This is a genomic window from Shewanella oncorhynchi (genome assembly GCF_030848765.1).
GTDB lineage: Bacteria > Pseudomonadota > Gammaproteobacteria > Enterobacterales > Shewanellaceae > Shewanella > Shewanella oncorhynchi.
This window is the reverse complement of record NZ_CP132914.1, coordinates 1,579,412-1,596,455: the sequence shown is the minus strand read 5'-3', so window position 1 is coordinate 1,596,455 and position 17,044 is coordinate 1,579,412. Positions and strand designations below refer to the sequence as shown.

Sequence of the window (17,044 nt, the reverse complement as noted above, 5' to 3'; positions counted from 1 at the left end):
CTTAGAAGGGCCACCAGTCGCTCATAAAGAACTGGCTTAACCAGCCCACTTTTTGAGCATCTGCGAAAGTGCCTGTGCCACTGTATTGGATACGGGCATTAGCCATTCGCGTTGAATCGACAGTGTTATCGGGTTTAATGTCCTGCGAACGAACGAGACCAGTGACACGAATAAACTCATCACCATTATTGATTGAAATCCATTTTTCACCACGGATCACTAAGCTGCCGTTGTTTAGCACTTGCATCACGTTTGCCGAGATGCTGCCATCTAGACTATTGCTCTGATCCGCATCCGATTCACGCTTAGTGTTCATGCTATCTTTGTAACGCAAATCAATTGGCACTCCGCCAATGGACACATTACTACCACCTGCAAAGATGGGATCTAAGCTCATGTCTGAACCTTTTTTGATCTGATTGCCTGCACTCTTCTTAGCTTGAGTCGATTCCTTCAATACGATAGTGATAATGTCACCGACTTTGTGGGCGCGTATATCCGAATACAAGCTAGATGCTTGGCTGTCTTGATAAATAGAGCCAGTTGCGGCAATTTTTGTCGGCGGTGCCTCTGGGTATACCGGCGCGTAAAAGGGATCATCCGCAAGGGGTTTCTTTTGCGTCGAGCTACAAGCTGCAAGCAATAACGCGACGGCCAACACAAGATATCTAGCCATGATGTTTGCCTCTATAAATTCTGAGTCACATAAGACAGCATCTGATCTACCGCTGAAATCACTTTTGAGTTCATCTCGTAAATGCGCTGACTTTCGATAAGGTTCACCAGTTCCTCGGTCACGTTCACATTAGAGGTTTCTAAGGCGCCTTGACGAATAGCACCCATGCCATCTAACGAAGCGGTACCTTGAATTGGCGTGCCGCTCGCACCAGTTTCCGTATATAAGTTTTGTCCCATAGGATCTAGACCCGATGGATTAATAAAATCCGTCATAGTCAACTGACCCACGACTTGGTTCTCAGCGGTACCTGGGGTTTTTACTGAAACTTCGCCCTCCGCGGAAACGGTAATACTGGTCGCATTATCAGGAATAGTGATCGCGGGTTGTAGCAAATAGCCAGAACCTGGCGTCACAATCTGACCCGTATCGTCTAAGGTAAACTGACCATTTCGAGTATAAGCAGTGGTTCCATCAGGGAGCTGGATTTCAAAAAATCCAGGACCTTCAATCATAAGATCCAGCGAGTTATCCGTCGTCAGCATGTTACCCTGAGTAAACATTTTTTGAGTGGCGACGACTTTCGTACCCGCACCTATGTTTAATCCGTTGGGTAACTTAGTGTTAGAAGCACTAACACCACCCGCTTGGTTAACTGTTTGATAGAGTAAATCTTCAAATACTGCGCGGCTTTTTTTGTAGCCCACAGTGCTAGCGTTCGCTACGTTGTTTGAAATCACTGAAATATCAGTTTGCTGTGCGTCTAAGCCAGTTTTACTAATCCATAACGCCGGATGCATAATCTATCTCCTAACTAATACGCATTAATGAAGATGAAGCGCGATCATTCTCTTCCGCGGTTTTCATCATCTTGACTTGCAATTCAAACTGGCGCTGAAGATCAATCAAAGACACCATTTCATCAACAGGGTTAACGTTACTGCCCTCTACGGCACCACTTTCAACTGCGACGAAAGGGTCAGCTGGTGCTGGTTCACCTGACATTTGTCGAAATAATCCATCTTCACCACGCATCATCTGCGCATTGCCGGGATTAACTAACTTCAATCTCGCCACTTCTTCTATCACTTCAGCAGTCGCCCCTTGAGGGCGAACAGACACTATGCCATCCTGTGAAATTGACACTTTATCAATAGGTAATGGCAGCACTATCGGGCCAGCATCCCCCATCACGGGATTGCCTCTGTCGTTATACAACATGCCCGTCGCATCGAAACTGAGACTACCTGAACGGGTATAAGCTTCACTGCCATCTTTCGCCTGAACGGCAAACCAGCCATCGCCTTTAATGGCAACATCGAGATCCCGTCCAGTGGTTTTTATCGGACCAGAGCGAAAATTAGCTGACGGAGATTCTGTCATCGCAAACACCCTTGAAGGCAACCCTTCACCGAAGGCTTGCATCGATCTGGCCTGCGCCATATCTGATTTAAAACCATCGGTATTAGCATTGGCTAAGTTGTTCGCACGGAGTGCCAGCTCATTCATATTTTGCTTAGCGCCACTCATGGCGACATAAAGGAATTTGTCCACAGACTGCTCCGTCAAATTTTCTACATGACGATATCAAAGCAAGCATCGTGCCAATAAAAATTAATTTTAATTTACTGATAAAATTGAAGAATAAGGAAATGAAGTGAGTTGACAGCAGGATAAAGGCTAAGTGTTGCCATTGGCGGCAACACTTAGTTAAATAAAGTAATGATTAGCGGATTTGTAATACGGTTTGTTGCAGCGTGTTATTCACTTCAAGGGTACGGGAGTTCGCTTGGAAGTTACGCTGCGCCGAAATTAAATCGACCAGTTCAGTAGTTAAATCGATGTTCGATTGCTCTAACGCCGATGAACTGATGCTACCAAAAGTTCCACTATTTGCCTCACCCGCTAACGCTGGACCTGAGTTCAAACTAGCTTTCCACGACGTATTACCCACTTGCGTTAAACCTTGTTCGTTAGCAAAACGAACTAAAGCAACCCGTGCTAAAGGCACGGTTGAGCCATTAGAATAACTCGCGGTCACTAAACCATCTTCGCCGATTTCAACGTTAGTTAAGCGGCCTACAGTCGTACCATCTTGCGTCAACTCAGTTGCACCAAAAGGAGCCGCATATTGCGTTGGGGCATTAAACTTCACAGTCAAATCTTGAGTACCATCGGCCCCAGCCCCTAAAACACCCGCACCACTGACGCCTAAAGCCTCAGTCTTGACTATAGCAGGATCGCTACCTGTGTAGACACCAACTGAATTGAACTTGAGTACAGAGCCTTTCCAACCACCAGCAGTTTGAGCTGTGCCCGTTGCATCAGGTGTACCATCGCCAGTGGTATCTGTTTGATAAGTACCAGCAGGACCGGCTAGATCGACTTGTTTTCCATCAACAGCATAGTAAGCCACCCAATTGTTCTCACCATTGTACGAACCATCTTTGGGCTTAACAAAATAAGTGGTCATAATATGTGGCTCACCGAGTGAGTCATAAATTGTCATTGATGTAACGTTATTGTAGGTTTTTGCATCTAGAGGATCGAATGCCGCGGGGTCGAGTGCACTTTCCTTAGCATTTAAGTTCATTTGTAAAGTAACATTCTCAGTCTTTACAGGGCTACCTGCAGTGTCTGGTATTTGTACCGGCTTAGCCGTCGTTAAACTCACTGATGTCGAGTTCCCATCTTTATCCACTGGGAAAGTTTGCAAATAATTACCAGCAGAATCAACCATGTAATTATTTTTATCTACCTTAAATGCTCCAGCACGGGTAAACGAGTGGTCTAATGTACCCAGTTCAGAGGCAGTAACGAAAAAGCCACCACCTTTAATCGCCATATCAAGGGAGTTATTCGTCAACTGTAAGCTACCTTGATGGAATTGCTGTGCCACTTGACTCGTAGCAACACCACCACCGACAGCAGTTTTAGCATTTGAAAAAATAGAATTAGCGTAAACATCCGCAAATTCAGCACGGGACTCTTTAAAGCCAATGGTGTTCGCATTAGCAATGTTATTCGCCGTAGTGTTTAAATCTTTCTGCGCGGCAGAAATGCCACTCAATGCAATGTTAAACGACATAATTCACCTCTACACTTGACTCAATTCATTTATGAGCGACTTACGCCCAATTCGGATGCTGCAAAAATTCTTTTATGCAAACTTAGGTTTCAGACACAGCTAACACATCGGTTAACTTGATGCCCATACCGCCTCTCAAGTTAAGAATCGCGCCAGTACTGGCCGTACCGAGAGAAACGCTGGTCACATGAGCATAGGTCGAGACTGGCAATTCTTGGGATTTCCCATCCATTAAACCACTCGCCTTGATCGTATAGTTACCTGCGGTTACAGGGTTTCCATCTTTATCGAGGCCATCCCAGTTAACATCGACATTGCCCCCCTTACTGCCATCAACTTTAAAGGTGGTCACAACTTGGCCTTTCTCATCCTCAACACGTACAGTAACTTCAGGAATTTTAGCTGGCGTGCTAATCACACCTTTTATTGTTGGGCTTTCAGCTGAAATGTTACCTGTATCAGTTGGGATCAACACCTTGCGACCAACAAGTCCTGATGCCTGTAATGCTTGGCTTGATGTCATAACACCGTTTAAATTAACGATTTCCTTATTCAACTTAGTAATACCATCAACCGTCGAGAATGATGCCATCTGCGCAATCATTTGGTCGTTGTCGACGGGCTTAAAGGGATCTTGCATCGATAACTGTTGGCTTAATAACGAGAAAAAGTCATCTTGAGTTAACTGCTGGCTTTTTGCTTCCGGTACTATCGAATCTTTTGGCAGACGGATACCGTCAAGAAACGGATTACCCGTTGAGCTGGTTGATGAATTCGTCGTAACGGCATTTGACTGACTCTTATTTTGAGCCGTCTGCGCCGACGCTTGGTTAATTTGATTAATGAGGCTCACAGCTTACCTCCTAAGTAACACATGTTATTTACCCATCCCAAGTGTTTGTTGCAGCATAGACTTAGCTGCTTCAGCGACTTGAACATTCATTTGATATGAGCGCGAAGCAGAAATCATATCTGCCATTTCTTCCATGACATTAACATTCGGTTTATAAATAAAGCCGTCCGCATCCGCCATTGGATGATCGGGCGAATATTCTTTCAGTAGTGGTTTATCACTTTCTACAATGCCTTTTACTGCAACGCCTTGAGAAGCTTGTTGCTGACTTTGGGCTTTAGCCATTTCGGCTTCAAAAATGGGATGACGAGAACGATAGGTCTTATCTACACTACTCGAGACGGAATCCGCGTTGGCTATGTTGCTCGCGGTGGTGTTTAGCCTGACCGATTGAGCAGACATTCCCGAGCCAGCAACATCAAATATGCTAAATAAACTCATGATTAATCCCCTCTCAACGCTTTCTTCATGCCACTAAACTTACTGTCTAAAAAACCTAGCGACATTTGATATTCAAGTGCATTTTGCATGAATGCCGATTGTTCCTGTTGGATATCAACAGTATTACCATCACCGGTATCGGGTTGATTTGGCACACGGAACTTAACAAATTGCCCAGTCAACTCCGCAAGCCCAAAATGCTTATCTGGCTCTTGCATTTCAAGACTATTTCGCTGCTGTTGGCCTCGAGCGGCCTGCATTGCCGCAGAAAAATCAACATCGCGGGCTTTGTAATGTGGCGTATCTGCGTTAGCGATATTGCTTGAAATGACTTCAGCCCGCTGCGCTCTAATACCAAGAGTGTATTGATGCACACCCAGTGCATTATCAAAATTGATCGCCATAAAATTGCCTCCTCGTGTTCTCACGAAAATAAAGCAATTCATGTGCCAACATCAGGAAAATTTTGAGAATAACAACAAGGATGAGCAAGTGATGGGTAAAAAATTACCGACAATTGTCGGTAATTTTCTTTAGAGCGGCTGAGTTAAGTCTTTTTCTGGTAATAAATGCCAGGGTTACAACGAACCATATCAAACTCGTCCGTTAAACCAGCGATAGATTCTGATGCACCGAGAAATAAAATCCCTTTGGGATTGAGAGCGGCAGCGAATTGCCGCAAAATTTTTGCCTTTGCCTCTGGTGCAAAATAAATCAGCACATTGCGGCAAAAGATAATGTCGAACTTGCCAAGCAGACTATAACTCTCAAGCAAATTATGCGCTCTAAAGTTCACCAACCGCTTCACATTATCCTTTAACTTCATATTGCCAGAAGGTAATGCATCAAAAAACTGACGCTTACGTTCTTCAGATAAACCACGCGCTAATGCCAAACTATCGTACTCGGCATTTTTACAGCGTTCCAACATGGAAGGAGATAAATCCGTTGCTTGAATCGAAGCACTACCAGCCAAGGCACCAGGCTTCTTCTGTTGATACTCAAGAATAGTCATAGCCAATGAGTATGGCTCTTGGCCTGACGAGCAAGCCGCAGACCAAATTTTAAGCGGACGCCCCAGACGACTGTATTCTGGTAGTAGGACATTATTCAACAACTCAAATGGATAACGATCACGGAACCAAAGGGTTTCATTGGTCGTCATAGCATCGATCACTTCAGCTCTGAGCGCACGCTCAGTAGGCTTCATCGAATGCTTAACCACATCAGATAAGGATGGCAGGTTATATTTGCCCATCAAAGGAGCAAGACGACTGCGCACAAGATATTGCTTATTTTCACCCAGTACGATGCCGCTGTGTTGCTCTAAGAACAACCTAAATTGATTATATTCAGCCTCAGCGAGTGATTTATTTGGCACATTCACATCCTAAATCCTATAGCAAGCACCAAAATCAGTGCGAAACCATCATGTTATAAAGTCGAGATTATAGCGTAAAGCGTATCTAGGTACTAACCTACAGCAATTACAAACTTAAATGCTTATTCACAGCAGCGGCCAATTCGTCGGGATTAAACTTAGCGATAAAGTCATTAGCCCCCACTTTTTGAACCATTGCCTGATTGAATACACCACTTAACGATGTGTGCAGTACCACTTTAATATGCTTAAGCTTAGGATCATCTCGGATTTCAGCGGTCAGGGTGTAGCCATCCATTTCAGGCATCTCAATATCAGAGATAATGAGGGGGATCTCATCGGCCACATTATCCATCTCTTTGGCGATCTCTTTAAGCTTGTCTAATGCTTCGCGACCATCTTTTGCGGTATCAATTTGTAAATTCAATGACTCGAGTGAACGAATAATTTGTTTACGCGCCACGGCAGAATCATCAATAACCATAATATGATAATGCTGAGTTCTGTCGAGGGTCAGTTTTTCATTGGCTTCTTCACTGATAGCTGTTTTAACCGGTGAAATCTCATCTAAGATTTTTTCCACATCGAGAATTTCAACTAATTCACCTTCAATTTCAGTCACAGCTGTCAGATAAGAATAACGGCCAGCACCTTGCGGCGGAGGCATAATCGCTTCCCAATTCATGTTGATGATCCGCTCAACAGAACTGACCAAGAAGCCTTGAACGCTGCGGTTATATTCAGAAATAATGATGAAACAGTTTTCAGTGCTCGCTAAAGGTTTTCCCCCTGTTGCCGCACTCAAATCAATCACTGAAATGGTTGTTCCACGAATATGAGCAACACCCTTCACATAAGGATTAAGTTTAGGCAAAGTGGTCAGTGGTGGACACTGCAGTACTTCTTTCACCTTAAACACGTTAATCCCAAACCGTTGACGACCGTTTAATTTAAAAAGCAGCAATTCTAAACGGTTTTGTCCAACGAGCTGGGTTCGTTTGTTGACTGAATCAAGAATACTCGACATAACTCTGCCTTGTTGTTCTGTTTATGTTCGGCCCTATAACTCAGTTGAGTATAGGCATATTAATTGCTTACGTCTTATCTATCGATAAACATAGTCGAAACTGAGTCAATCTTCTGACAGTGATGCAAATTATTATTACAGTGGTCAGCTTCGAACTTAATAAAAGTATAGGTGCATTCTGGCGTTACAAGCTAGTCTCTTCATTATGAAAGTAAATTTAGTCTGTTTTTTTAGTCTTTTCACCCTCTTCATGCCCGCTTTTGCGAGTGCAGAGCCTATTGTCCCCACCGTATCGGCAATCTCAGAATTAGCTAAAGCGCTTATTTCAGAAAAAATATCTGTTCCAGAAAATGCCAAAGTAAATATTTCGCCACAGATGGTTGACGCAAGAATGCTGCCGTCACAATGTTCGTCTCCAATGAAAGTTGAACTGGCTAGCGATAGGGAAATTAGCCGTAATAACACCTTAAAAGTCAGCTGTGATACGCAAGACTTAGCTTACCCTTGGCAAATCTATATCTCGGTTCGGGTGGATATCTTATTCCCCGTTGTTGTCTCAACCGAAATCTTAGCACCAGGCGAACTCATCTCTCCTAGTCAAGTAGAAGTCCGTTACATTGAACAAAATAGCTTGAGAGGTGCCGAATTCGATGATCCGAGTAAATTGGCTGGCGTGCGAGTAAAACGACGAGTAGCAAAAGATAATCCCATATTAAGCAACAACTTATGCTTCGTTTGTAAAAATGATTCGGTATCTATCTACGTTCGTTCTGGCTCATTCGAGCTCAAAACAGTGGGCGAAGCCCTACAAGATGGCAATAAAGGTGATCGGATCAGAGTCAAAAATAGCAGTTCAAACAAAGAACTAGATGCTATAGTCACAGGCATTGGCGAAGTTGAAGTAAGAATGTAAAATAATCTAAAGCTTTTTTGTAAGCTGCCGATACCCCAGTTAAGAAATCCCGTACACACGACGCTGGAGCCTAAAATGGCAATTGATATTAGCAAACTCAACACTGCAACGACTGCGCAAGTTCGTTCAGGCGCAACGAAAACGAGCAGCGATCAATCTGCTCAAGTTGCAACAAAATCAACAACACCACAGAGAAGCGACTCAGTGGTCATTACGGCTCAGGCACAACAACTTCAAGGAGCTCAGACTAAAATGGCTAGCCTTCCTGAAGTTGATCAAAAGAAAGTAGCAGAAATCAAACAAGCTATTGCCGAAGGTCGCTATAAAATTGACCCTGAAAAGTTGGCTGCCAATATTGCAAGTTTTGAAGCCGAACTTAATGACTTAAATAAAGAGTAACTATGACTGAAATAGCTAAACTGGTAGATCTACAACACGCCCATTTGGCTGTTCTTAAGCAAATCATACTCAAGGAAAAAGGCGCTTTGGTTGACCAAAACGCCGATTTACTGCTTTCCCTTGCTAACGAAAAATCGCAATGTCTGAAAGAACTAAAGACTAATGATGATATTCTGGCAAAACACAGTGATAAATCGCTACTCACTCAGCAAGTCGAACTCGTGCATAAAATGGCCGAGATCAAAGACGCATTGACTGAATGCAAAGAATTAAACGAACAAAATGCCAGTTTAATTGAGATGAATTTAGCGAGTTTAAATCGCTTTGCTCAAGCTTTACAAGCCAGCAGAAACGCCTCCAGCCTCACCTATAACGATAAAGGCAAGACCTCGACTATCTCAAGTTTAGGCAATGATTTAAAGGCCTAACAAGCGCATCACTCCCACTTAGCATTCCCTTTTCTAAGCTCTGATTAGATATTAATGTCTTGTACAAAAAGAAAAGCCGCGTAAATACGCGGCTCAATACATGCTGTTGAACATACATTCAATAACGCTAGAAATACGTCACTTCCTTCACTCGTTGTGGACGGCTCTGTTGTTGATAAAGCGCCCAAACCTGTGAAAAATCAAGTTCTAACTCAGTGACATAATGCTCGCCTGCTGGATAACTCTTAACGACTCGTGCACCGCGGATCACACCAGAAACTGACGCTTTGACATTATCGTCCGTCAACATCCAATCACTGACACTGCTGTTTGCCGTTATTTTCTGCCCATAAACTTGTTCCGCTAATTCACGATAAGCCACAATTTTTGATGCCTGCATAGCCATCAACACTCTTTGTGATTGCTCTTTAGCCGGTTGAGTCGCTAACGGCGCATATCCTATAGCCGTTAACTTAGGAAAACTCGGCGGCGGCACATCTTCCCATTGCACATATCTATCTTTAGCAGCGCAGCCAGTTAGCATTAGCGCCACAATAACTAAAAGGTAGCGTTTCATTTTCCATCTCCTAAAACACGCACTTCATTCATACCTGGACTCGCCTGACGATATAAGATGCCATTTTGTGACACAATTTGCTCCGAAGGCTGCATGTAGTTTGCCAACTCTTTTTGAGTCACAAAAGTTTGAGATGCCGATACCACGCGATTGTTACTAATGTTCACAATCCGAGTATTGATCGCCATACCATTGGTTACTACGCTCATAGTCGAAACGACAAGATGCTCAACAGGAAGATCTTTCGACAATTTTTGCCAATCTCGCGTCAAAATAAAATCCCCGTCAGATGTGACTCTCAAGCCATCAGCTAAGTTTAAATCCACCACATTAAACTGAAAGCTATGGAGCGATGTCATTAATCCTTGCTGTAACTGTTGCGCTAACGCATTAGTGCCATTCAAATCACCCACTAATACAGGTGTTGCAACTACGATAGGTTGATCAGAACGCAGAGCATCATTTTGCTTAACGAGCTCAGTCACTATTCGCTGTGCTAAATGGTTAATCACTGCCGTTGGCGGCAACCCATTGCCATCCACTAAACTCGGTTTGGGCGGTGTAACCGGTTTAGCTACACATCCACCTAACATTATCAATGTTAAGGGAATAATCACACGCTTTAGCATTGGATTTACCTCATCTATGGGTGCATTGGCAGTCAAGTGACTCACTTTCTAAGCTTCAAATTTTTAATGAGTAACAAAAACCAGCAATCTTTGGACCAATATTAACCTCAGTCCGACAATATTCTTCTATTACGCAGTATATCGACTGTAACAATGGAAACTTTATCAAAAGTTCTCATACTCAGGCACGAAATTTGCTTTATTGACATATTAGATTAAGAGTCAGAAAACTGGCTCGATTGGTAATATCGCCATTAGCTTAGCGATAAGGATTGAATTGATGCACATACCAGGTTCAGCTTCGCTCATCATTTTGAGCCTTTTACTACTTTCTTTGCCCACCAGAGCCGAATGGATAGAAGCCAGCGGAGAAGCAACTATTATCAATGGTAATACAGCTCAAGCAAGGGAAGAAGCAATTAATCAAGCTGTTAGCTATGCGACTTTAAGCACAGGTATTCAAATATCCAGCGAGCAACAAACCTCTAATGGTAACCTCACACAAAATAACTTTGCGATAAATCGCAACGCCCAAGCCATAAACATCCAACTCGTAAGCGAGCAAATTCAGGGAAATAAAATATATGTATCCCTACGCCTCGATCTAAATGATGATCCAACACAACAGTGTCCTAATGGCCAATTAAAGGCCGCTATTTTAATACCTCAAACACAAATAAAAGATCGTTCTCAGCTTAGATATGGACAACTTTCAGGCTTTGAAGAGGTCATTTCAGAGGCGTTAGGGAACACTATAGAAGATTACTCTTCAACTGGCTTTAGTCACATCCATGCTAACGAGCGACTCGATATTGAACAAGACCTAGTGGATATTCGCGGTTATCGACTCCCAAGCTGGCTCAGTGAAATTACCGACAGCCAATATATTCTTCAACCGCAGATCATTGATATATCGATAGAGCCTGTACAACCCACCTTCTTAGGATTTTGGGATGAAGCTCCGCTAAGGCAATTTCAATTCAAACTCAGCCTCTATCATGGGATCAGTGGCGAAGAGGTCTGGAGCAAAAGCTACAGCACATCGGCCCCATGGGAATTTGAAGAACAGGCTATCATTGCTCCCAACAGTAATAGATTCTGGCGTTCCTCCTATGGAAAAAGTATTACTCAATTAATATTGCAAGCTACCCGAGATTTAGACAGCACACTTAATTGCAGGCCATTACTTGGCCAAGTCGTTAGCCGACAAGCAGACAGGATTATATTAAATCTAGGCCGCAAACATGGCATTCGTGTCGGTGATAAATTCCAAGTAGTATTACAACAAAACTTACCCGATAGACTCAATGAAATGCGCGCCGTCGCGACCAAAAGTCGTGCAACGGTAAAAATTGAGCAAGTAAGCGAAGAAAGCGCCACCGCAGTACTTGTAGACCAAAATGCCGCCTACAATGTACAGATAAACGACATAGCGCTTAAGATTTAAGCAACTAAATCATAAGCCTTTTAATCAAAGATAAAACCAGTATAATCACTGTCGTCTCTTCATAGCTCAACAGGATAGAGCAGCCGCCTCCTAAGCGGCCGATCGGGGTTCGAGTCCCTGTGGAGAGACCAGATAGTGACCTTGGTGATATCAAACTCCTAGAAATCTTCCGGAGAAGCGGAATGACCGAGCTATTTGCGTCTAATCTCAATATTATCGTTAAGCGTTGGCCTATCGTAGCTGCTGCGATTAAAAACCAAACCATCAATGAATTAGATGCTCACCTTATCAACGGTCGTAATCAAACTATTAGTGTTAATGGTATTCAGCTCAGTAGTCGTCATGACCGCATCGCCGAAGCACGGCTCTTTATCAGTACATTACCTGCAGATGCAACTCACGTAACCGTCTACGGTGTCGGTATGGGAGATGTACCAAGTTTACTTATCGATAATCCACAGTATCTTTCAATTGATGTTTGCATTTTAAACCTCAGCGTTTTTGCCCTCCTCATCAGTTACACAGATCAAAGCGAATGGTTAAAGCATCCGAACATTAATTTGACTGCGCTTCCAAGCGCAAAGTTAAATTTTCCAAATATTGCAATTACACCAGATCTCACCCTTGTCAGTGATGAAAATGCGACTCTCAGAGACTTATTAGTCATGGAGCTCAATCGTGAGTTCTCTAATCAGCGACATCAATCTGATGATCCTGCAATATTAAAACGCTTCGAGGATAACCAACTCTATATTACTCACGATCCTGATGCCGCGAGCTTAATAAATAGTCATAGTAGTTATAAGGCTATCGTAATTGGCTCGGGTCCTTCTTTAGAAGAGCATTATGATTATCTGCAACAAATTAGTTCAAGTTCCCATAGACCACTGATCATTGCGGCCGATACTGCATTACGTGGTTTACTTCACAATAATATAAAACCAGATATTGTGATCTGCATTGACGGGTTAATAGGCGAATACCATTTACCGCTAGCCTCGACTCATAACATCAATCTTGTTTATTTTCCCCGAGTTGATCCAATGGTACTTAATGCTTGGTTAGGCCAAAGATTTATTGCCTATGGAGGCAGTAAAATATATGACAAGCTCGCCTCTCGATATCCCAAACTAAGACTGTTCACGAGTGGAAGCGTCATTCATCCGGCAATTGATTTAGCGATCAAATTAAAGGCAAAAGAAATTACCCTATTAGGGTGTGATTTTTGTTATTGCAATAACAAGAGTCATGCGTTCTGGAATGATCACAAATTTGGTCAAAACGATATAAAAGAACAAATATGGGTTAATGCGGTTATTCAGAAAGTGAAGGAAGCGAAACACTGGTTGATCAATGGCAAAGGTCAGCGGATAGCCACGGATCTAAACCTAAGAGCATATCTCAGACACTTGGAACGCTATATCGCTAAACATCCAGAAGTAAAGTTTTACCAAGCGAGTTTATCAGGCGCTAAAATTCGCGGTTCTCAGTATAAGGACCTCATATTATGAGCTTAAGTCTACAAGATTCACTGCGGCAAACGGCAGGTTTATTTAGACTCGGTCAAGAAGCAAAGGCTTCAGTAGAGTTACGGTTATGTCTTGATAAAATAGAAAAAAACTGCCCAGAACTTGTCCTTAATTCGACTTTTCAGCAAATATTGCCTGCTATGCTTCAGGCACAAGAGCAACACGATTGGTTAAGCCTTGCCGATTATTTAGAGTATGAACTAATAGAACTAGTCTGATAAAGCAAGAGCATCAGGCATCAAGCTTCCCAGAGACTTGCCGTTAATAGACTATACCGAGCCATTTGCGAGTAACTATGACTACACATTCACCTATTTTTATCGCTGAAGTCTCCAGCAACCATCATAGAGATTTACAGCGCTGCATTGAGTTTATCAAAACTGCTGCAGACATTGGTTGCGATGCCGTAAAGTTTCAGCTTTTCCAAATAGAGCAACTTTTCGCTCCCGAGATTCTGGCTAAAAGTGAAACACATCGAAAGCGCAAAGATTGGGAGCTCCCAGTCAGTTTTTTGCCTGAATTAAAACAAAGTTGTGATAAATATGGCATTCAGTTTTCTTGTACACCATTCTACTTAGATGCAGTGGCAGAACTTGAACCCTATGTCGATTTTTATAAGATTGCCTCCTACGAATTGTTATGGACGGATCTACTAGTAGCCTGTGCAAAAACGGGATTACCTGTTGTTCTTTCAACTGGCATGGCTACTTTAGAAGAGATAGATCAAGCGGTACTCACGCTAAAAGAAAATGGCGCGAAAGACATCACCTTGCTTCATTGTGTATCGGCATACCCAACTCCTGAGAATGAATGTAATCTTGCGGTATTAGAAAGCTTTAGAAACCGCTATCAAGTTAACGTTGGCTGGTCTGATCATACTGTCTCTAGTGCGGTACTTAACCGAGCTGTACACAAATGGCGAGCCGATGTCATAGAGTTTCATTTAGATTTAGATGAAAAAGGCGATGAATATGCTTCAGGACATTGTTGGCTGCCACAACAGATAGCACCCGTAATCCAAGGTATAAAATTAGCCAATGTGATTGATGGCAAACCAGAAAAACAATTTGTTGCTAGTGAAGCCTCAGATAGAGAATGGCGAGCGGATCCCCTTGATGGATTACGTCCATTGCGGCATCAAAGAGAGAAATTTGGAGTATCAGAATAATGAGTTTGTCCCCCATCACAGTGGCAGCAGATGCTGTTATCGAATTTTTGGCACATCAGGGTATTTATGCACTCCATAACTATCCAGGAGGAACAATCGCTCCCCTCCTCGATGCATGCAAACGATTTGGTGTTGCCGTTTATACATCTCGTAATGAACAAGGAGCAGGTTACGCAGCTTTAGCTCAGGGGAAATTAACGCAGTTACCCGGTATTGTTGCAGTGACATCGGGGCCAGGCGTAACGAATGTGCTAACCCCTGTCGCTGATGCCTATTTTGATGGCATACCTATGCTGGTGTTCACCGGACAAGTCGGTACGGGAGATCTCACCGGAAGCAAGTCTGTTCGTCAATCAGGATTCCAAGAGGTCGATACCCCAGCCCTAATGAAGCCGATCACTAAAGCACAGTTTCAACCCCAAAATATTGTGGAATTATACGAAATCCTTCCACAGGCATGGGCTCTCGCTTTAGAAGGCAGAAAAGGCCCCGTTTCCATTGATTTACCAATGGATGTGCAACGCACCGCAGTTACAGAGCCAATCAAGCTGATTACAGCTGCATTAGCGAAAACCAATACAGCAGAACTTGATGTATTTGTTGATACCCTAATTGAAGCAATAAATACTTCGCAAAGGCCAGTCATTATTTGCGGTAATGGCATGACGACTCCTGCATTAGTAGAAGCATTGCATAAACTGAGAATCCATTGGCCAGCGGCTATCAGTCATAGTCTTTTGGGTATCGGAGTTCTACCCACTGATGATAATGGCTGTTTAGGCTTTCATGGTCATACCGGTAGCCAAATTGCAGGCAAAGCCATTGCAGAATCCGATTTATTACTGGTTTTAGGATCTCGATTGGATGTCCGCCAAACGGGTACGCTTAAAGCGGATTTTGCAGCAAATGCAAAAATTTTCAGAGTTGATATTGATGAAGGTGAATTAGCCCACAGCCGCATTACACACCATGCAGCAGTTCATTCTGGACTTACTGAGTTTTTCGATACTTTATTAAAGAATCAACACAAATTATCAGTTCCAGAACTTTCTGAATGGAATAACACTATCACGCAATGGCGTGACCAATTTAGTTGGCCATATCCAGAATATCCAGGTATTGCACCAGATAAACTACTCAAAAAACTCAGTGACAAGTTACCCGAAAGTACTTTAGTCACAACTGGAGTAGGTGCACACCAACACTGGGTTGCTAGACACTTCAGATTTGCACTACCGCAGCGCAAACTTTTGACTTCTGCAGGACATGGCACTATGGGGTATGATCTCCCTACTGCTATCGGTGCAGCTATTCACGCTCCTGAGTCTACAATTCTCTGCATTGCTGGGGATGGTTCGTTTCAGATGAATATCCAAGAGTTAGACGTCATCAGTGAATTAGGACTTAATATTAAAATTCTTGTTGTCGATAACCATAGATTAGGACTTGTTTCCCAGTTTCAACTGATGAATTGGGAAACCGATACTGCATGCGGCAATAAACATTCGCCCAATTTTGCCCTCATAGCCCAAGGTTACGGTATTCAAGCTATCCATTGCTCCGAAGAAGCTGAACTAGAACAAGCGCTCACCGCATTTATCGAAGCCAAAGGGGCGGTTTTACTCCATGTAGAGATAAATCCTCAACACGATATTTTACCTATGCTACTTGGTGGACAAGCCACAGATAAGATGTGGCCATATTTTGATGCTCAAGGCAAGCCAAGGGGCCAGAACCATGACTAAGCTCGTGCTCATAACAGGTGGGAGTCGTGGTATCGGTGCTGAATTAGCGCGTAGTTTTGCCGCCAATGATTATTTAGTCGCAATGACATATTGCCATAATGCAAATGCAGCAACTAAGTTAGCAGAGGAACTAGGTCCAAATGTGTATGCATTTTATCTAGATCAGTCTATTCCTGACAGTATAAGTACCTGTGTTAACGCAATTGAACATCATTTTTCGCGTACTATTGATATTCTTATAAATAATGGGGCTATTGCGCAGGAAAAGCCTTACTTAGAAATCACAGCTAACGATTTTGAAGCGATGCTCAATACTAATTTACGTGGACCATTTCTGCTAACTCAAGCCTGTATTCCAGCAATGCAAGCAAATACATGGGGAAAGATCATCAACATTAGTTCTATTGGCGGACAATGGGGAGGATTTAACCAAGTTCATTATGCTGCGGCAAAAGCCGGTTTACTCAACTTAACTAAGTCTATTGCTAAAATATATTCCGCCGACGGCATAAATTGTAATGCTATATCAATCGGCCTAGTTGAAACAGAAATGACACGTAATGAGTTAGCATCTGAACTGGGTAAACAAAAAGTGGCAGCAATTCCGGCTAAACGACTGGGCCATACTAGCGATATAAACGCTATCGCATTATTTCTTGCTTCCGATGACAGCAGTTATCTTTGCGGGCAAACGCTCAATGCTAATGGCGGCATGTATTTTAGCTAGTTGATATTAGGATAGA

General features: G+C 43.0%; 20 protein-coding genes and 1 tRNA gene. 10 read left to right on the top strand and 11 right to left on the bottom strand.

All coding sequences use genetic code 11. The annotated features are described in order from the left end of the window. Position 1 precedes the first annotated feature (1 nt). The 9 genes from flgH to RA178_RS07215 form a co-directional block, all read right to left on the bottom strand. Positions 2-676 carry a flagellar basal body L-ring protein FlgH gene (flgH, locus tag RA178_RS07255; RefSeq protein ID WP_028761204.1) on the bottom strand — a complete coding sequence of 225 codons (675 nt, stop codon included), beginning with the start codon at positions 674-676 and terminating at the stop codon, positions 2-4. Between the two features lie 11 nt (positions 677-687). Next, positions 688-1,476 carry a flagellar basal-body rod protein FlgG gene (gene flgG / locus RA178_RS07250; protein WP_028761205.1) on the bottom strand — a complete coding sequence of 263 codons (789 nt, stop codon included), beginning with the start codon at positions 1,474-1,476 and terminating at the stop codon, positions 688-690. A gap of 10 nt (positions 1,477-1,486) precedes the next feature. Then, positions 1,487-2,230, bottom strand: a complete 744-nt coding sequence (flgF, locus tag RA178_RS07245; protein ID WP_105251930.1) for a flagellar basal-body rod protein FlgF — start codon at positions 2,228-2,230, stop codon at positions 1,487-1,489. Positions 2,231-2,402: 172 nt separating this feature from the next. Beyond that, on the bottom strand, positions 2,403-3,764 hold the full coding sequence (gene flgE, locus RA178_RS07240; protein WP_105251929.1) for a flagellar hook protein FlgE: 1,362 nt from the start codon (positions 3,762-3,764) through the stop codon (positions 2,403-2,405). Between the two features lie 82 nt (positions 3,765-3,846). Continuing rightward, positions 3,847-4,617: a flagellar hook assembly protein FlgD gene (gene flgD / locus RA178_RS07235; protein ID WP_306685027.1), complete on the bottom strand. Its 771-nt coding sequence runs from the start codon at positions 4,615-4,617 to the stop codon at positions 3,847-3,849. A 24-nt stretch (positions 4,618-4,641) separates the two neighbouring features. Next, positions 4,642-5,058 carry a flagellar basal body rod protein FlgC gene (gene flgC, locus RA178_RS07230; protein WP_006085646.1) on the bottom strand — a complete coding sequence of 139 codons (417 nt, stop codon included), beginning with the start codon at positions 5,056-5,058 and terminating at the stop codon, positions 4,642-4,644. Between the two features lie 2 nt (positions 5,059-5,060). Further along, positions 5,061-5,462 carry a flagellar basal body rod protein FlgB gene (gene flgB / locus RA178_RS07225; RefSeq protein WP_028761209.1) on the bottom strand — a complete coding sequence of 134 codons (402 nt, stop codon included), beginning with the start codon at positions 5,460-5,462 and terminating at the stop codon, positions 5,061-5,063. A gap of 143 nt (positions 5,463-5,605) precedes the next feature. Further along, positions 5,606-6,445 (bottom strand): CheR family methyltransferase, encoded by an 840-nt coding sequence (locus tag RA178_RS07220; RefSeq protein ID WP_168824478.1) that lies wholly within the window; start codon positions 6,443-6,445, stop codon positions 5,606-5,608. A gap of 100 nt (positions 6,446-6,545) precedes the next feature. Beyond that, a complete protein-coding gene (locus RA178_RS07215) occupies positions 6,546-7,466 on the bottom strand; it encodes a chemotaxis protein CheV (RefSeq protein WP_028761211.1) in 921 nt (306 codons plus the stop codon). Positions 7,467-7,671: 205 nt separating this feature from the next. On the opposite strand from RA178_RS07215, the gene flgA reads away from it, so the two are divergent. The 3 genes from flgA (at position 7,672) to RA178_RS07200 (ending at position 9,206) form a co-directional block, all read left to right on the top strand. Continuing rightward, positions 7,672-8,379, top strand: a complete 708-nt coding sequence (gene flgA / locus RA178_RS07210) for a flagellar basal body P-ring formation chaperone FlgA (RefSeq protein WP_028761212.1) — start codon at positions 7,672-7,674, stop codon at positions 8,377-8,379. 75 nt (positions 8,380-8,454) lie between these two features. Next, complete coding sequence (gene flgM, locus RA178_RS07205) at positions 8,455-8,778, top strand: flagellar biosynthesis anti-sigma factor FlgM (protein ID WP_107948432.1); 324 nt, start codon at positions 8,455-8,457, stop codon at positions 8,776-8,778. Between the two features lie 2 nt (positions 8,779-8,780). Then, on the top strand, positions 8,781-9,206 hold the full coding sequence (locus tag RA178_RS07200) for a flagella synthesis protein FlgN (RefSeq protein ID WP_131523073.1): 426 nt from the start codon (positions 8,781-8,783) through the stop codon (positions 9,204-9,206). 127 nt (positions 9,207-9,333) lie between these two features. On the opposite strand, the gene RA178_RS07195 is transcribed toward RA178_RS07200, so the two are convergent. Next, entirely contained in the window at positions 9,334-9,783 is a 450-nt protein-coding gene (locus RA178_RS07195; RefSeq protein ID WP_219253411.1) for an LPP20 family lipoprotein, read from the bottom strand. Then, positions 9,780-10,412, bottom strand: coding sequence for a FlgO family outer membrane protein (locus RA178_RS07190; protein WP_028761216.1), 633 nt, complete (start codon positions 10,410-10,412; stop codon positions 9,780-9,782). Before RA178_RS07190 ends, RA178_RS07195 begins: the two co-directional genes overlap by 4 nt. A 280-nt stretch (positions 10,413-10,692) precedes the next feature. Here RA178_RS07190 and RA178_RS07185 point away from each other — a divergent pair, with 280 nt between their 5' ends. The 7 genes from RA178_RS07185 (at position 10,693) to RA178_RS07155 (ending at position 17,028) form a co-directional block, all read left to right on the top strand. Further along, a complete protein-coding gene (locus tag RA178_RS07185) occupies positions 10,693-11,859 on the top strand; it encodes a flagellar assembly protein FlgT (RefSeq protein ID WP_131523072.1) in 1,167 nt (388 codons plus the stop codon). A 55-nt stretch (positions 11,860-11,914) separates the two neighbouring features. Further along, positions 11,915-11,990 (top strand) — tRNA-Arg (locus tag RA178_RS07180). A 51-nt stretch (positions 11,991-12,041) separates the two neighbouring features. After that, a complete protein-coding gene (locus tag RA178_RS07175) occupies positions 12,042-13,370 on the top strand; it encodes a motility associated factor glycosyltransferase family protein (RefSeq protein WP_306685026.1) in 1,329 nt (442 codons plus the stop codon). Beyond that, a complete protein-coding gene (locus RA178_RS07170; protein WP_105251922.1) occupies positions 13,367-13,606 on the top strand; it encodes a hypothetical protein in 240 nt (79 codons plus the stop codon). Before RA178_RS07175 ends, RA178_RS07170 begins: the two co-directional genes overlap by 4 nt. Positions 13,607-13,683: 77 nt before the next feature. Next, positions 13,684-14,556, top strand: coding sequence for an N-acetylneuraminate synthase family protein (locus RA178_RS07165; RefSeq protein WP_263184936.1), 873 nt, complete (start codon positions 13,684-13,686; stop codon positions 14,554-14,556). Beyond that, positions 14,556-16,301 (top strand): thiamine pyrophosphate-binding protein, encoded by a 1,746-nt coding sequence (locus RA178_RS07160; RefSeq protein ID WP_306685025.1) that lies wholly within the window; start codon positions 14,556-14,558, stop codon positions 16,299-16,301. The genes RA178_RS07165 and RA178_RS07160 overlap by 1 nt, the downstream gene beginning before the upstream one ends. After that, on the top strand, positions 16,294-17,028 hold the full coding sequence (locus RA178_RS07155; RefSeq protein WP_105251919.1) for an SDR family NAD(P)-dependent oxidoreductase: 735 nt from the start codon (positions 16,294-16,296) through the stop codon (positions 17,026-17,028). The genes RA178_RS07160 and RA178_RS07155 overlap by 8 nt, the downstream gene beginning before the upstream one ends. The last annotated feature ends 16 nt before the right edge of the window (positions 17,029-17,044 follow it).

Bases quoted from the DNA above. Each gene is read 5' to 3' on its own strand.
- RA178_RS07170 (WP_105251922.1), top strand. From the start codon at position 13,367: ATGAGCTTAAGTCTACAAGATTCACTGCGGCAAACGGCAGGTTTATTT.
- flgM (WP_107948432.1), top strand. From the start codon at position 8,455: ATGGCAATTGATATTAGCAAACTCAACACTGCAACGACTGCGCAAGTT.
- flgE (WP_105251929.1), bottom strand. From the start codon at position 3,764: ATGTCGTTTAACATTGCATTGAGTGGCATTTCTGCCGCGCAGAAAGAT.
- RA178_RS07165 (WP_263184936.1), top strand. From the start codon at position 13,684: ATGACTACACATTCACCTATTTTTATCGCTGAAGTCTCCAGCAACCAT.
- flgC (WP_006085646.1), bottom strand. From the start codon at position 5,058: ATGAGTTTATTTAGCATATTTGATGTTGCTGGCTCGGGAATGTCTGCT.
- RA178_RS07195 (WP_219253411.1), bottom strand. From the start codon at position 9,783: ATGAAACGCTACCTTTTAGTTATTGTGGCGCTAATGCTAACTGGCTGC.
- RA178_RS07190 (WP_028761216.1), bottom strand. From the start codon at position 10,412: ATGCTAAAGCGTGTGATTATTCCCTTAACATTGATAATGTTAGGTGGA.
- flgG (WP_028761205.1), bottom strand. From the start codon at position 1,476: ATGCATCCGGCGTTATGGATTAGTAAAACTGGCTTAGACGCACAGCAA.
- RA178_RS07160 (WP_306685025.1), top strand. From the start codon at position 14,556: ATGAGTTTGTCCCCCATCACAGTGGCAGCAGATGCTGTTATCGAATTT.
- RA178_RS07155 (WP_105251919.1), top strand. From the start codon at position 16,294: ATGACTAAGCTCGTGCTCATAACAGGTGGGAGTCGTGGTATCGGTGCT.
- RA178_RS07185 (WP_131523072.1), top strand. From the start codon at position 10,693: ATGCACATACCAGGTTCAGCTTCGCTCATCATTTTGAGCCTTTTACTA.
- RA178_RS07215 (WP_028761211.1), bottom strand. From the start codon at position 7,466: ATGTCGAGTATTCTTGATTCAGTCAACAAACGAACCCAGCTCGTTGGA.
- flgB (WP_028761209.1), bottom strand. From the start codon at position 5,462: ATGGCGATCAATTTTGATAATGCACTGGGTGTGCATCAATACACTCTT.
- RA178_RS07175 (WP_306685026.1), top strand. From the start codon at position 12,042: ATGACCGAGCTATTTGCGTCTAATCTCAATATTATCGTTAAGCGTTGG.
- flgA (WP_028761212.1), top strand. From the start codon at position 7,672: ATGAAAGTAAATTTAGTCTGTTTTTTTAGTCTTTTCACCCTCTTCATG.
- RA178_RS07200 (WP_131523073.1), top strand. From the start codon at position 8,781: ATGACTGAAATAGCTAAACTGGTAGATCTACAACACGCCCATTTGGCT.
- flgH (WP_028761204.1), bottom strand. From the start codon at position 676: ATGGCTAGATATCTTGTGTTGGCCGTCGCGTTATTGCTTGCAGCTTGT.